This is a genomic window from Amycolatopsis sp. GA6-003, assembly GCF_046267895.1.
GTDB lineage: Bacteria > Actinomycetota > Actinomycetes > Mycobacteriales > Pseudonocardiaceae > Amycolatopsis.
This window is the reverse complement of sequence record NZ_CP176499.1, coordinates 8,604,344-8,618,644: the sequence shown is the minus strand read 5'-3', so window position 1 is coordinate 8,618,644 and position 14,301 is coordinate 8,604,344. Positions and strand designations below refer to the sequence as shown.

Sequence of the window (14,301 nt, the reverse complement as noted above, 5' to 3'; positions counted from 1 at the left end):
AGCGCGCCGCGGTCGTGCGTCGCGCTTCTTCGTGCTGCGGAATTCTCACTGGATCGGGGTACTCCCGTGCTCTATCACTGGACAGTCCTGCCCACTCGCCTGCCGCTCGTCCGGCGGCGCTGCCATGCGTGCCCGGCGCAGCGGTTCCGGGCCGACGGCAAGTTCCGGGTCAACGCCAACCACAAACTCGTCGACGCCTGGCTCCTCGTGCTCTGCACCGGGTGCGGGGAAACGGCGAAACTCACCGTGTTCGAACGGGCGAAGGTGCGCTCGGTCCGCCCGGCACTGCTGGATCGCTTGCACCACAACGATCCTGGCCTCGCCGCCGAACTGCTTCAGGACCCAGTCCTGCGAAGGCGCAACCGCGTCGCGCTCGACTGGGACGGCGCCTGGCGGCTCGACACGGGTGGTCTGGACCACCTGGGCCAGGACGCGATCGACGTGTCGGTCGGCTTCGCGGCCCGCATCCCGGTCCGGCCGGCGCGGCTGATCGCCGAGGGCTGCCGCCTGGCCCGGGCCGAGGTGGAGCGGCTGCTCGCCGAGGGGAAGGTCGTGTCGGGGGTCCGGCTGAGCGGCAAGCTCTCCGGCGACTTCTCCTTCACGCTCAAGCACTGAACGCCGTGCGGGGAACCCTGAGGATTCCCTCGGGGGTTCCCCGCACGGCCAGTCGCGGCTTCCGTCCACAGAGGACTCCGCAAGTCCACTCCCGACTTCCGCTCGCATGAGCGCGAACCGCGAACCCGGGCACACCGCGGTGCCTGAACGGGCAATCGTGCGTAACCGGCTCCCGCGGGAAACGTTGCCGCGCCCGGAGACCCCCGGGTGGCGGAGCGGCTTGCCCCGCCGTCCGCGCACTGGTGTCCAGAAGGGAACAACGCGGCGACAACCCGTAGACCGGCGCTTACCGTAAGTCCGCAGTCTCCCCGTGCTCTGTCGTATCGGCCGAACGAAGGGCATCCGCGGCGACGCCGGCGGCCTGGCATGCCAGTCCGTCATATCCGGAGAACCCGACCAGAGGAGAAAGCATGGCTTCGCAGGACGGCGCCCGCGTCGACACCAGCGTCATGCGCAAGGGCGCGCAGACGATCAGCGACACCGGGCAGAACATCACCGGCGTGAACCAGAAGGTCGACGGCACCATGCAGACGCTGTTCGGCACCTGGCGGTCGGACTCGGCGAACGTGTTCAACACCGCGATGGGCCAGTTCGACCAGACGGTCCGCAAGATCGTGCAGAAGCTGGACGAGCTCGCGCAGAACGTGCAGATCTCGGCGAGCGAGTACGACAGCCGGGACTCGGACAACACCTCCACCGCGCACAACGCGGCCGCGGTCATCGGCGGCGGCGGCCTGCAGGGCTTCTGATCCCCTTCCTTCCCACGAAAGGACCTCTCCCATGGCTTTGGGCCAGTTCCAGATCAGCTTCGCGACCATGCAGGACACCGTCGGGCAGGCGAAGCAGCAGTCCAACCAGATCACCGAGCTGCTGGACCAGATGAAGGCGGTCATCGAGGGCCAGCGCGAAAACTGGACCGGCGTCGCGGCGGACATGTTCCACGAGACCTACACCTACTGCCACCAGGCCGCCCTCACGCTGCCGCAGGCGCTCGACGCCGCCGCGCAGACCCTCGCCAACATCAACGAGGGCACCTCGAACACCGAGGGCAACAACGCCAAGCGGTTCGCCGCGAACTGAGGCCGCCGCTTCGGCGCGACTGACCCAGAAAGGAGGGCGACGGCCATGGTTTCGTTGGGCGACACCGATTACGGGATGCACAACGACACGTCGAACAAGCACCAGACGACGTCGGAGGACGGCAAGTTCCACAGCCCGGGCGACCAGACGCCGCCGGACGTGACCAACGAGTGGATCCCGCCGGGCGACGTCGGCAAGCCGCCGCCGGTGCCGGGCGGTTCCGAGCATCCGGGCAAGGGCGTCACCGCGGTCAACACCGAGGCGATGCGCACGTTCGCGAAGAACATGCAGGCGCTTGCGGACGGGCCGCTGAAGGATCTTCCGGCGAAACTCGACGGGATCCAGCTCAAGCCCGGCGTGTTCCTGACGGCGCAGGAGAAGATCGTCAAGCCGATCCAGGGCACGAACGCGCTGCGGGACACCACCCGCACCGCGATCCACGACCTCTGCAAGGCGCTCGACGAGGTGGCGGACGCGGTGAACAAGGCCTCGAAGGCGTACGACAGCGCCGACGAGGTCAACAAGATGTCGGCCGACGACTACAACCAGTATTTCAACACCGTCAGCGGCCACATCACCGGCGCCGGTCAGAAACCCTGACCGGTTCGGGCGGCGGTCTTTCCGGGTTTCTCCCGGGTCTCTCAGGTGCGAAGCGATCGAGGGAAGATGGCGGACGACAACACCAACGGGTTCACCTCGGACGACAACGGGGTCTGGCCGGACACCACGAAGACCGGCAACCAGAACACCACTGGTGACCCGTCGAAGGATTTCGACGGCCTGACGTGGAAGCAGATCGAAGCGGCGGTGCTCGGCGGCGGTTCGCTGTCGGGCGGCCAGGACAACCGGGACAAGGCCTACGGCAACGTCAACTGGCAGTCGCTTCAGGACGCGGCCGGGGTGTTTCAGGAGACGCAGCAGAACCTCGAGATGGTCGCCCAGTCCATTCAGGACCAGACCGCCGCCCTCGCCGGGCCGAACGGGCCGTGGAAGGGCGACGCCGCGACGAAGTTCAAGGACATGATGACCGCGCTGGGCACCAAGTTCTCCGATCTGGCGGACCGGATCGGCGACGGCGGCGGGTCGAACAACGTGCCGACGAACCTCGTCAATTCCGCGGCCTACCTCAAGTGGGCGCAGGACACGATCCGCTACATCGACAGCTACTACGCCAGCCAGGTCCTCGCCCAGGGCAGCAAATACCACCTCAGCGACGGGCGCGCGTACATCTCGCAGTTCCCCGAGGCCGTCGAGATGATGACCAACGACATGCGCAAGGTGGCCGGCCAGCTCGCGCAGAAGTACAACACCGTGCACGTCAACGCGGGCAGGACGACCCCGCCGCCCACGCCCGGCGGCGGCGGCAACACGCCCCCGCCACCTCCGCCACCGCCCCCGCCGCCACCGCCGCCCACGCCCCCGCCGCCGGTGACGCCTCCCCCGCCGCCGCCGGTTTCTCCCCCGCCGGTTTCCCCGCCGCCGCCCCCGGCGACGCAGCCGCCGCCTGCCCCGGAACCGCCGCCGGTGTCCCCGCCGCCGGGCGGTGGCGACGGCGCGCCCCCGCCGCCTCCGGTGAACCAGGCCGTGCTCCCGCCGCCTCCGGGAGGCGGAAACGGTCCCGGCGGAAGCGAGGTGCCGCCGCCGCTGACGAACGCCGTCGTGCCGCCCCCGCCGGGCGACGCGAACGGCCCGGTCGGCGACGGCGCCCCGCCGCCGATCAACGCTGCCTCCGTTCCGCCGCCGCCGAACGGGAACGCGGTGAAGCCGCCGTCCGTTCCCGCGCCTCCGGGCGACCGCACCGGCGGGGGGAAGAACGTGAAGTCCCCGCAGATTCCGCCGCCGCCGGGCGATTCACCGGAAGGGAACAACCTCAAGTCGCCGTCGATCCCGCCCCCGCCCGGCGCCTCGGGCAACAACCTGGGCGGGCAGGTCGACCCGCCTTCGATTCCCGCCCCGCCGGGTGATTTGGGCGGGCAGGTCAACCCGCCCTCGATCCCCGCCCCACCGGCCGACTTGGGCGGGCAGGTCAACCCGCCCTCAATTCCTGCCCCGCCGGGCGACTTGGGCGGGCAGATCAACCCGCCCTCGATCCCCGCTCCGCCGGGCGACTTGGGCGGGCACGTCAACCCGCCCTCGATCCCCGCCCCACCGGGCGACTTGGGCGGGCACGTCAACCCGCCCTCAATCCCAGCGCCTCCCGGAGATTCCGGCGGAAACCTGGCGAACAACGCGCTCGACCCGGCACATCTCCCGCCGGGCCTGAACACCCCGCCGGGCAACCAGACGCCGGGCGGCGGCGGCATCCCGATGATGCCGCCGGGAGGCATGGGCGGCGGCGGTGGGCTGAACCCGCCGTCCGCGGAACGCCCGGACTCCTCCGGCCTCCTCGGCAACATCACAAAGCCGTGGCTGAGCCCACCGCCGGACGGCATCGGCAACCCCGACTCGCACGGCGACACGCCCCCGCTCAGCTCGGCCAAGTGGGCCCCGCCGCCCGGCGCGAGCGGCGGGCCCGGAGACGGCGTCGGCGGCCCTGGCGAAAGCGGCCCGGGCGCGATCAAGGGCCTGGGCGAGAGCGACCTGCCGAAGCTGCCGGATCCGATTGGCAACCACGAGCAACAGCAACTCCCCGGCGCCGGTACCCCACCGATGGTGCCTCCCGGTGGCATGGGCAGCGGCCTGAACACGCCCGCCGCCGAACGCCCGGACTCCTCCGGACTCCTCGGCAACATCAAGAAACCCTGGGTGAGCCCGCCACCGGACGGCATCGGCAACCCCGACACACACGGCGACACCCCGCCCCTGCACTCGGCTGAATGGGCCCCGCCACCAGCGGGCGTCGACGGTCCGGGCGCTGGAGAACCGGCCGGACCCGGGGTCAACGGCCTCGGCGAGAGCGACCTTCCGAAACCGCCGGACCCCGTCGCCAACCAAAACCACGAACAACAGCAGCTCCCCGGAGCCGGAACCCCACCCATGGTTCCGCCGGGCGGCATGGGCAGCGGCCTGAACACCCCCGCCGCCGAACGCCCGGACTCCTCCGGCCTGCTCGGCAACATCAAAAAGCCCTGGGTGAGCCCGCCACCGGACGGCATCGGCAACCCCGACACACACGGAGACACCCCACCACTGCACTCGGCCGAATGGGCCCCGCCACCAGCGGGCGTCGACGGTCCGGGAGTGAAGGGCCTCGACAAGAGCGTCCTTCCGAAACTTCCGGACGCCCTCGGAAACCACGAGCAACAGCTCCCGGCTCCGGGCACCCCGCCGATGATGCCGCCGGGCGGCAACGGCGGCCTGAACCCGCCCACCGCCGAACGACCCGACTCCGCCGGATTGCTCGGCAACGTCCAAGAACCGTGGACTGCCAGCATGCCGATCGGCGTCGGAAACCCCGCCGCCCACGGCGAAACCCCGCCCAGCACCGCAACCGGCTGGGCACAGAACCAAGAGCCCCAAGGCCCCAGCATGCCCATGGCTCCGCCAGCAAGCACCGGAGGCGCAACGAACACACCCGCCGAACGACCAGACTCCGCCGGGCTTCTCGGTGACGTCCGAGAACCGTGGACCGCAAGCACGCCGATCGGCGGCGGAAACCCCAACGCCCAAGGCGAAACCCCACCAAGCACCGCAACCGAATGGGCCAAAGACCACCAGCCCCAGGAACCCGGCACCGCAGGCACCGCGGCGAACACCCCCGCCGACCGCCCCGACTCCGCCGGGCTCCTCGGCAACGTCCAAGAACCCTGGACCGCCAGCACACCCATCGGCATCGGAAACGCCCAAGCCGAAACCCCGCCGAGCACCCGAGCCAACTGGACCCCGCAGCCACCAGCAGCACCGCTGGTCCCACCCGGCGCCGCAGGCACCGCGGCGAACACCCCCGCCGACCGCCCCGACTCCGCCGGGCTGCTCGGCAACGTCCAGGAACCCTGGGCAACAAACATCCCAGCCGACCCCGGACTCCCCAGCGAGCAAGGCGAAACCCCGCCCGCCAGCCCAGCCCCATGGTCCACTGTGGACGCCCAGCAGAAGGCGACCCCGCAGCGGGGCGAAGACCGTCCGGAAAGGACAGTCACCCCGAAGACCGGCCGGGAAACCCCCGACGACGGGATCGTCCGGATCGCCGTCGTGCAGCCTCTCGACACCGAGGACACCTCGGCCTGGGACGTAGGCACCGACGATTTCCTCCCCGCCCTCCTGCCGGTCACCGCCCAGGCCGAAGACCGGAAGCAGGAAATCACCACCGACCACGTCCAACGCACCGACGCGCCCTGGCGCCCCGACGAGACCCCCGCGCTCGGCACCTACCAGCGGGTCCGCGGCGGTCCGGCCGAGATCCTCCCGGACGAGCTGCCCACCTGCGGCGACGCGCCGGAACCGCAGGAACCCGAGCCCGACACCGCGGAAGACGAGGCCGGGGAAGAAGAGGAACGCACCATGGCCGATCTGCTCCGGCAGGACGATTCGGCCTGGGGCGAGCCCGCGCGCCGCGGGACGCCGGGGGTGCTCGAATGAGCACGGAGACCGTCAAGCGGGGACCGCGCGCGGCGGGTCCGGAAATGCCCGAGGGGCAGGAAGAACTGCAGGAACCGCCCGTCATGGCGGAGCCGGCGGCGCGCGATTTCAACTCGCTGCTGATGATGCTGCCGATGGCCATCGGGTCGCTGGTGATGGTGCTGGCGTTCTCCGGAGTCGCGGGCAGTTCGCCGTTCACCTACGTGATCGGCGGCGGCATGGGCGTGTCCATGATCGCGATGAGCCTCGGGCAGCTGTCCCGCGCGGCCGCCGAGCGCAAGCGCAAGATGCAGGCCGAGCGGCGGGACTACCTGCGCTACCTCGGGCAGGTCCGCGAGCGGGCGCGTTCGACCGCCGAGGACCAGCGGCACGCGGTGGCCTGGAACAATCCCGCCCCGGATTCGCTGTGGTCGCTCGCGATGGGGCCGCGGCTGTGGGAGCGCCGGATCAGCCACGAGGACTTCGCGCGGGTCCGGATCGGACTGGGCACGCAGCAGTCGGCGCTGGAGCTGGTGCCGCCGGTGACCAAGCCGATCGAGGACCTCGAACCGCTGTCGGCGATCTCGCTGCGCCGGTTCACCGAGACCTACCGCACGCTGTCCGGCATCCCGATCGCGGTGGGGCTGCGCAGCTTCACGAGCGTCGAGTTCGACGGCGATCCGGACGCGGCCGTCGCGCTGGTCCGGGCGATGCTCGCGCAGCTGGTCGCCTTCCATTCGCCGGACGAACTGCGGCTGGCGGTGCTCACCACGGAGGCCGCGCAGGCGCAGTGGGACTGGGTGAAGTGGCTGCCGCACAACAACCATCCGACCCTGCGCGACGCGGCGGGCCCGCTCCGGCTGCTCGCCGCCGACCACGACGAGCTGATGGACCTCCTCGGCCCGGACGTGGCCGACCGCGACGACCACGACAAGACCGTCGGGCCCACGACGACCGAACCGTTCGTGGTGGTCGTCGCGCACCTGGCGACGATCCCGGAGTCCTCGCGGCTGGTCGGCGCGGGCCTGCGCAACGTGGTGCTCCTCGACGTCACCGGCGCGCTTCCCGGCGGTCCCAAGGTGCTGCGGCTGACCGCAAAGGACGAGCTGGTCGAGTTCCCGGCGGGCAGCGGGGCGGGTTCGGCGGCCCGGGACGAGCTTTCGGTCACCCAGGCCGAAGGGCTCGCCCGGCTGCTCGCGCCGAAACGCACCAGCGGCACCCTGGAGATCGCCGACCAGCCGCTGGAAAGCGACTTCGGCCTGACCGCGCTGCTCGGCATCAAGGACGTGCACACCTTCGACGTCCCGGCCCAGTGGCGGCCGAGGATGGCGCAGCGGGCCCGGATGTCGGTGCCGATCGGCGTCACCGAAGACGGCGAGATCGTCGAACTGGACCTGAAGGAATCCGCGCAGGGCGGCATGGGCCCGCACGGGATGCTGATCGGCGCGACCGGGTCGGGCAAGTCGGAGCTGCTGCGCACGCTCGTGCTCGGGCTCGCCGCGACGCATTCGTCGGAGATCCTCAACTTCGTCCTCGTGGACTTCAAGGGCGGCGCGACGTTCCTCGGCATGGACCGGCTTCCGCACACCTCGGCGACGATCACCAACCTCGCCGACGAACTCCCGCTGGTCGACCGCATGCAGGACTCGCTCAACGGCGAAATGGTGCGGCGGCAGGAACAACTGCGCGCCAGCGGCTACCCGTCGCTGTACGAATACGAAAAGGCGCGCGCGGCCGGCGAGCAGCTGGCCCCGATGCCGACGCTGTTCCTGGTCGTGGACGAGTTCTCCGAACTGCTGAGCGCGAAGCCGGAGTTCATGGAGCTGTTCGTCTCCGTCGGACGGCTGGGCCGCAGCCTCGGCGTGCACCTGCTGCTCGCCTCGCAGCGGCTCGACGAGGGCCGCATCCACCGCGTCGAAGGCCATCTGTCGTACCGGATCGCGTTGCGCACGTTCTCCTCGATGGAGTCCCGCAGCGTGATCGGCGCGGGCAGCGCCTACGAACTGCCGCCGGAACCGGGCAACGGCTACCTGAAGATCGACACCACGAACCTGGTGCGGTTCAAGGCCGCTTACGTCTCCGGCCCGGTTCCCGCGGGCAACGGCGACAACTCCGCGGTGGCCGCGGCGAGGGCCAGCCGGGAGGTCGTCCCGTTCCGCACCGAGGCCCACCCGGCGAAGCTGATCATCCGCGACGACGAACCGGAACCGGCCGGGAAACAGTCCGACGCGGACGCTCTGGAAGCCGCCGTGCCGGGCGGCCCGACGCTCGCCGACGCGTTCATCGACCGGCTGACCGGCGCGGGCCCGGCCGCGCGCCAGGTGTGGCTGCCGCCGCTGGCCGAATCGCCGAGCCTCGACTCGCTGCTGCCGAGCGTGCTGCCCGACCCGGAGCGCGGGATGGCGGTGCAGGACCCGGCGCACTGGGGCAGGCTCCGGGTGCCGATGGGGATGATCGACCGGCCGTTCGAGCAGGTGCGCGAGCTGCTGACGGCGGACCTGTCGTCGGCGGCCGGGCACGTCGCGGTGGTCGGCGGGCCGAAGACCGGCAAGTCGACTTTGCTGCGCACGCTCGTGCTGGCGCTGGCGATGACGCACACCCCGAAGGAGGTCCAGTTCTACGGGCTGGACTTCGGCGGCGGCGGGATCATGTCGCTGTCCGGGCTGCCGCACGTCGGATCGGTGGCCACCCGGCTCGAACGCGACCGCGTCGTCCGGACCATCGAGGAAATCTCGCAGGTCATGGAGGGCCGCGAGACGCTGTTCTCCGAGCACGGCATCGAATCCATGGACGCCTACCGCGCGCTGCGCCGCAGCGGCCGGATCGAGGACCCGTTCGGCGACGTCTTCCTGGTGGTCGACGGCTGGTACAGCCTCAAGAACGACTACAGCGAGCTGGAGCAGAAGATCGGCGAGCTGGCCTCGCGCGGGCTGTCCTTCGGCGTGCACGTGGCGATCGGCGCGACCCGCTGGTCGGAGATCCGGCCGTACCTGCGCGACCTGCTGCAGACCCGGTTCGAACTGCGGCTCGGCGACCCGATGGAGTCGGAAATCGGCTCCCGCAAAGCGAAAACCGTGCCGAACCAGCCGGGCCGCGGCCTGACCCCGGACGGCCTGCACTTCCTCGCCGGCCTGCCGCGGATGGACGGCAGCGGGAACACCGAGGACCTCGCCGCGGCAACCAAGGCGGTCGCCGAAGAGGTCCGCCTCTTCTGGCCGGGCGCCCCGGCTCCGGCAGTGCGGCTGCTGCCCGCGAAACTGCCGATGGCGCAGCTGCCCGCGCCGGACGGCGACCTGCGGGTCGCGCTCGGCCAGGACGAGCAGCGGCTGCTGCCGGTGTGGCACGACTTCGCCGCCACTCCGCACCTGCTCGCCTTCGGCGACAACGAAACCGGCAAGACCAACCTGCTGCGAGTCGTCCTGCGCTCGGTGCTCAGCCGTTACTCGCCGAGCGAGGCGAAGATCGTGCTGGCCGACCCGAGCCGCCAGCTGGACGCCGAAGTGCCCGAGGCGTACCGCGTCGGGTACGCGACCACCACCGAGGCGCTGCAGGAACTGGCGCGGCAGGCCGGCGTTTCGCTCACCCCGCGGGTGCCGGACCAGACCATCACCGCGGACCGGCTCAAGCGCCGCGACTGGTGGACCGGCCCCCGGCTGTTCTTCGTGGTCGACGACTACCAGCTGCTCACCAGCGGCATGGGCTCGCCGCTGGAACCGCTGTTGTCGTTGCTGTCGCAGGGTTCCTACATCGGGTTCCACCTGATCCTCAGCCGCAGCACGTCCGGCGCGATGCGCGCGCTGAGCGACTCCGTGGTCCGCCGGATCTGGGAGCTGGGCAGCCCGGGCGTGGTCTTCTCCTATCCCAAGGAGGAGGGCAAGTTCCTCGGCGAGGCGGCCCCGCGGCAGCTGCCCGCCGGGCGCGCGCAGCTGGTGACCCGCCGCGGCGTGAAGCTCGTGCAGACCGCGATCGCGGAAGACGACCGGACCGGCGAGGGCTGGTCCCCGCTCGCGACGACCGAAAGGGGCGTGCGATGACCGCGTCGACCGGCGAACTGTGCCGGATCACCGTGTACGGGCCGCAGGGCCGGGCGGACCTGGCGGTGCCGATGTCCGTCCCGCTGACCAGCCTGCTGCCGGTGCTGCTGGAGCACACCGGCGGCCGCGAGGACCTCGGCGAGGCCTGGGTGCTGCAGCGGCTCGGCGAGGAACCGCTCGACGCGTCCGGCACTCCGGAGTCGCTGGACTGGAAGGAGGGCGAGGAATTCCACCTGCGCCCTCGCGCGGATCCGCTGCCGGAACTGGATTTCGACGACATCGCGGACGGCATGGCCACCGCGGTGAGCCGCCACCCCGGCCGCTGGCGCCCGGAGTTCAACCGCGGCCTGTTCCTCGGGTTCGCGATCTTCTCCCTCGCGGTGCTGGCCAGGGTGCTGCTCTACCCGGGTTCGGCCGGGCTGACCGCGATCGGCGGCGGCGTGGTGTCGCTCGGGCTGCTCGTCGCGGCCGTGGCGACCGGGGTGCGTTCGGAGGACAAAACGCTGCTGACGCTGCTCGGGCTCGGCGGCTGCGGGTTCGCCTTCCTCGCCGGCGCGGTCGCGGCGGCCGGGCTCGATCCCGCGTTCGACCTCCAGGGCACGCCGATCCTGACCGGCTGCCTCGCCTTCGCGCTGGCCGGCGGGCTCGTGCTCGGCGGGCGGGCCGCCTGGTCGCCCGCGATCCCGTTCGTGCCGTTCGGCGCGGTGGTCGCGACCGGGCTGGCCGGGGCCCTGTCGCTGTGGCTGCACCTCGGCGCCGGGTTCACCACCGAGCAGGCGGCCGGGCTGGTGTCGTTCGTGCTGGTCGGGCTGATGGTGTTCGCGCCGCGGATCGGCATCCGGTTCGCCCGCATCCGCGGCCCGCAGCTGCCGCGTTCGGCCGGGGAGCTGCAGTACGACATCGAGCCGATGCCGGCCGCGCGGATGGTGCGCCAGACCGGGTACGCCGACGGCTACCTCACCATCGCCTGTCTCGCCGCCGCCGCGATCTTCACCGGCTGCTTCCCGTTCCTGATCGGGCACGGGCTGTTCCCGGCCATCCTCGGCGGGCTGGTTTCCGCGGCGGTGCTGATGCGGTCGCGGGCGCTGCTCGGCGCGTGGCAGCGGGTTCCGCTCGCGGTCGCCGGCGCGCTCGGACTGGTGCTGCTCGGGCTGTCGCTGATCCAGCCGCTGCCCACGGCGTGGCGCGGCGCCTGCGCGGCCGGGCTGTGCCTGGTGTTCTTCCTGCTCCTGCTGGCGATGCTGCGCCCGCCGCCGCGGCGGCTGCTGCCGATCTGGGGGCATCTGGCGAACTGGCTGGAAACGCTGAGCGCGGTGGCGATGGTCCCGATCCTGCTGCAGTTGTTCGGCGTCTACGCGTGGGCCGTCGGGCTCACCGGATGAGCGAAGGAGAGGTGCACTGGTGCAGACGCAGAAGGACCACGTCGAGGCGTATTCGTTCCTGATCGGGCGGATGACCTCGGCACTGGTGCTCGGCGACGCGAGCCACCTCGACGTGCCCGCCCGGCGGGCCTGGGTCGGGCTGCTGGTCGGGCTCGTGCTCGGCCTGCTGATCGCGGTCGGGTTCTTCGTGTACGGGCTGATCGCGCACCACACCGGCGGGGCGGCGCCCGCCGCCGGCCGCCACGCCTGAGCGGAAGGAGGGCAGCCATGGAACTCTCGCTGATCCGGCGCGGCGGCAGCGCACTGGAGAAGAAGACCGTGGGCAACGCGCTGGTCGTGCATCTCGCCGAGGGGATGACCGGCGAGGCGCAGTCGCTCGCGCTCGGCGTCGCGGCCGACCCCGAGCACGACCTGGTCGTGGTGGACTTGCCGGTGGACTCGCCGATCGCGATGTGGGAATCGGTGGCCAAGGCGCTCCCCCGGCGCCGCCGCGGGGTGCGGCTGGTGATCGGCGGCCGTTCGCGCGAGACCACCGCGCTGGCCGGGCAGTGGCTGGCCGAGCGGATCAACCGCCCGGTGCTCGCGCCGGACGGTTCGGTGATCCCGAGCGCGGGCGGCGCGCTGTTCGTCCACGCCGGACGCGGCGGCGGCTGGGTGCGCTTCCGGCCGGGCCGCCCGCCGGCCTGGGAGGCGAAGCGGTTCCCGCGCCCGGCGTGGGATTCCGGGATCGCCGCCGAGCTGACGCCGACGAGTTCGCGCGGCGTCGCCGAACCGCTGCCGGGCGGTCTGTGGGTCCGCCCGGTCGGCTTCGACGCGCCCCAGCGGCACCACCGCCGCGCGCTGATCTCCCGGATGCCCGCGCAGCACGACACCATGACGATCGTGCTGGGCTGCCCCGGCTGCCCGCCGCTGGCCCTGGACGACGCGGCCCGGCTGTGGGTGCAGCTTCCGGACAAGGTGGCGGCCAAGGCGCGGTTCGTGCAGTACGGCCCGATGGCGGTGCCCGGCGAGGCCTCGACCGGGCAGGCGCTGGCCGATCTGCTCGGCAAGCCGGTCGCGTTCTACGCGGGCGTGCCGGTCGGTTCGCCGCAGCTGCCGACCCTGCGCACCGTGCTGCCCGACGGACGGTTCGGCTGGCGTCCGTTCGCCGCCGAACTCGGCTACGAACCGCGCTCGGGCGACGAAACGCCGTTGCCGCGCCTGCTTTCGCACCGTCCGCCGGTCCACGGGCTCGACCAGATCTCGCCCGCGGTGTACTGGTACTCGCCGGACGCGGTGGTGGAGGTCGTGCAGTCGGGCCTGCTGGTGCGTCCGCCGCAGGACGGTCCGTCGACAGCCGCGGTTCGCGAGATCGCGCTCGACGCCGCGGTGCACAACCTCGCCTTCGACGCGGCGGACGAGGGCTCGGCGGCGCGGATGCGGTTGCTGGCCGAGGATCTGCTGGCCCGGCTGGACGAGGAGACTCGCCGGATGAGCCGGGTGCTGCCCGCTGCCGCGCTGCTCGCCGAACGTGCGCGGCCGCGGGCGGCGGCTCGGGCGCTGGACGCGATCGAGTCCGGGAATCCGGCGCCGGCCGCGGCCGCGGCTCCTCCGCCGGCGTATCTGCCCGCGGCTCCGGCGGCGCTGGGGATCGCCGCGCCGACGGAGGTTCCCGGGGCGATCGCCGCTCCCGCTCCGGCTCCCGCGCCGGTGAAGACCGAAACTCCGGCCGCTTCGCCGGTCAAGGCGCCGGCAGCTCCTCCGGCCGCTTCGCCGGTCAAAGTGTCGGCAGCTCCTCCGGCGGCGAAGCCGATCACGCACCTCGCTCCGGCCGAGGTCGCCCCGGCCAAGCCGGTCGAACCGCCGGTCGCCGCACCCGAGAAGCCGCCGGCCGCGCTGCGGTTCCAGGAGACCCCCAGCGCGGAAGCGACCGCCCTGCTGCCCCAACGGGGGGCGGACAAGGAACGCCAGTGGCTGCGCAAATCGCTCGGTGCGGAATACGGCCTGATGTCGAACACCGTCGCGCGGATCCTGTCCGAGCACCCGGGATTCCAGGGCGTGCTGTCGACCTCGTCCTCGGCCGAGGTGCTGACCGACGCGGTGGCCGTGCAGCTTTACCTGTCCCCCAAGGGATCGACGATCGACGCCGGACTGCGGCGCGGCGCGAACGGCCCGCACGTGCCGGTCGCGCGGTGCGTCGTGGCCGGGCTGAGCAGGCTGCCCTCGCATCGCGGTCCGGCGACGTTCGCCGCCGCGCTGCCGCCGTCCGCGTGGCCGCTGCTGGACGGGCGGAAAGTGCTGACCGAATGGGGTTTCCTCAACGCGCTGACCCAGCCTTCGTCCACTGTGGACGGCGAGACGGACGTGCTGGTGTGGTCGATCACCGGGCGGCGCACCAAATTGCTGGAACCGGCCGAGGGCGGCGTCGAAAACCGCGTGCTGTTCGTGCCCGGCACCAGTTTCAAGGTGCTGGAAACGCGCGAACCGGCGCCGGGCTCGCGCGGCGCGGTGCTGCTGCGGGAGCTGACCGCGAGCGAGATCGACGAGACCGGCCGGGTGGCGAACGACCGGGCGGCGCTGGACGAGCTGGCGGTCGACTCGCTCCGGCAGACGCTGCGGACGTGGGCGGAAGCGGGCGAGGACCTGGTCCGGACCGTGATGGACGAGCAGGCGGCGGAGCGGTTCGGGGCGCTCCCCGGTCTGGCGTGAGTGCG

Annotated in this window: 9 protein-coding genes; all 9 read left to right on the top strand. The window is 71.9% G+C overall.

Going from position 1 to position 14,301, the window contains the following annotated elements:
- The first annotated feature begins 66 nt into the window (after positions 1 to 66).
- The gene (locus F9C12_RS38990; protein WP_409463794.1) at positions 67 to 615 is read left to right on the top strand and encodes a DUF1062 domain-containing protein; all 549 of its coding nucleotides are present in this window, start codon (positions 67 to 69) and stop codon (positions 613 to 615) included.
- A gap of 410 nt (positions 616 to 1,025) precedes the next feature.
- Positions 1,026 to 1,364 carry a WXG100 family type VII secretion target gene (locus F9C12_RS38985; RefSeq protein WP_409179313.1) on the top strand — a complete coding sequence of 113 codons (339 nt, stop codon included), beginning with the start codon at positions 1,026 to 1,028 and terminating at the stop codon, positions 1,362 to 1,364.
- A gap of 31 nt (positions 1,365 to 1,395) precedes the next feature.
- Positions 1,396 to 1,695, top strand: coding sequence for a WXG100 family type VII secretion target (locus F9C12_RS38980; protein ID WP_409179312.1), 300 nt, complete (start codon positions 1,396 to 1,398; stop codon positions 1,693 to 1,695).
- 45 nt (positions 1,696 to 1,740) lie between these two features.
- Positions 1,741 to 2,295 carry a WXG100 family type VII secretion target gene (locus F9C12_RS38975; protein ID WP_409179311.1) on the top strand — a complete coding sequence of 185 codons (555 nt, stop codon included), beginning with the start codon at positions 1,741 to 1,743 and terminating at the stop codon, positions 2,293 to 2,295.
- Positions 2,296 to 2,361: 66 nt separating this feature from the next.
- Positions 2,362 to 6,213, top strand: coding sequence for a hypothetical protein (locus F9C12_RS38970; RefSeq protein WP_409463793.1), 3,852 nt, complete (start codon positions 2,362 to 2,364; stop codon positions 6,211 to 6,213).
- On the top strand, positions 6,210 to 10,226 hold the full coding sequence (eccCa, locus tag F9C12_RS38965; RefSeq protein WP_409463792.1) for a type VII secretion protein EccCa: 4,017 nt from the start codon (positions 6,210 to 6,212) through the stop codon (positions 10,224 to 10,226). Before F9C12_RS38970 ends, eccCa begins: the two co-directional genes overlap by 4 nt.
- Entirely contained in the window at positions 10,223 to 11,608 is a 1,386-nt protein-coding gene (gene eccD / locus F9C12_RS38960; protein WP_409463791.1) for a type VII secretion integral membrane protein EccD, read from the top strand. The genes eccCa and eccD overlap by 4 nt, the downstream gene beginning before the upstream one ends.
- Before the next feature lie 19 nt (positions 11,609 to 11,627).
- Positions 11,628 to 11,858, top strand: coding sequence for a type VII secretion protein EccB (locus F9C12_RS38955; protein ID WP_409179307.1), 231 nt, complete (start codon positions 11,628 to 11,630; stop codon positions 11,856 to 11,858).
- Between the two features lie 17 nt (positions 11,859 to 11,875).
- A complete protein-coding gene (locus F9C12_RS38950; RefSeq protein WP_409463790.1) occupies positions 11,876 to 14,296 on the top strand; it encodes a hypothetical protein in 2,421 nt (806 codons plus the stop codon).
- The last annotated feature ends 5 nt before the right edge of the window (positions 14,297 to 14,301 follow it).

Bases quoted from the DNA above. Each gene is read 5' to 3' on its own strand.
- F9C12_RS38985 (WP_409179313.1), top strand. From the start codon at position 1,026: ATGGCTTCGCAGGACGGCGCCCGCGTCGACACCAGCGTCATGCGCAAG.
- F9C12_RS38980 (WP_409179312.1), top strand. From the start codon at position 1,396: ATGGCTTTGGGCCAGTTCCAGATCAGCTTCGCGACCATGCAGGACACC.
- F9C12_RS38970 (WP_409463793.1), top strand. From the start codon at position 2,362: ATGGCGGACGACAACACCAACGGGTTCACCTCGGACGACAACGGGGTC.
- F9C12_RS38950 (WP_409463790.1), top strand. From the start codon at position 11,876: ATGGAACTCTCGCTGATCCGGCGCGGCGGCAGCGCACTGGAGAAGAAG.
- eccCa (WP_409463792.1), top strand. From the start codon at position 6,210: ATGAGCACGGAGACCGTCAAGCGGGGACCGCGCGCGGCGGGTCCGGAA.
- F9C12_RS38975 (WP_409179311.1), top strand. From the start codon at position 1,741: ATGGTTTCGTTGGGCGACACCGATTACGGGATGCACAACGACACGTCG.
- eccD (WP_409463791.1), top strand. From the start codon at position 10,223: ATGACCGCGTCGACCGGCGAACTGTGCCGGATCACCGTGTACGGGCCG.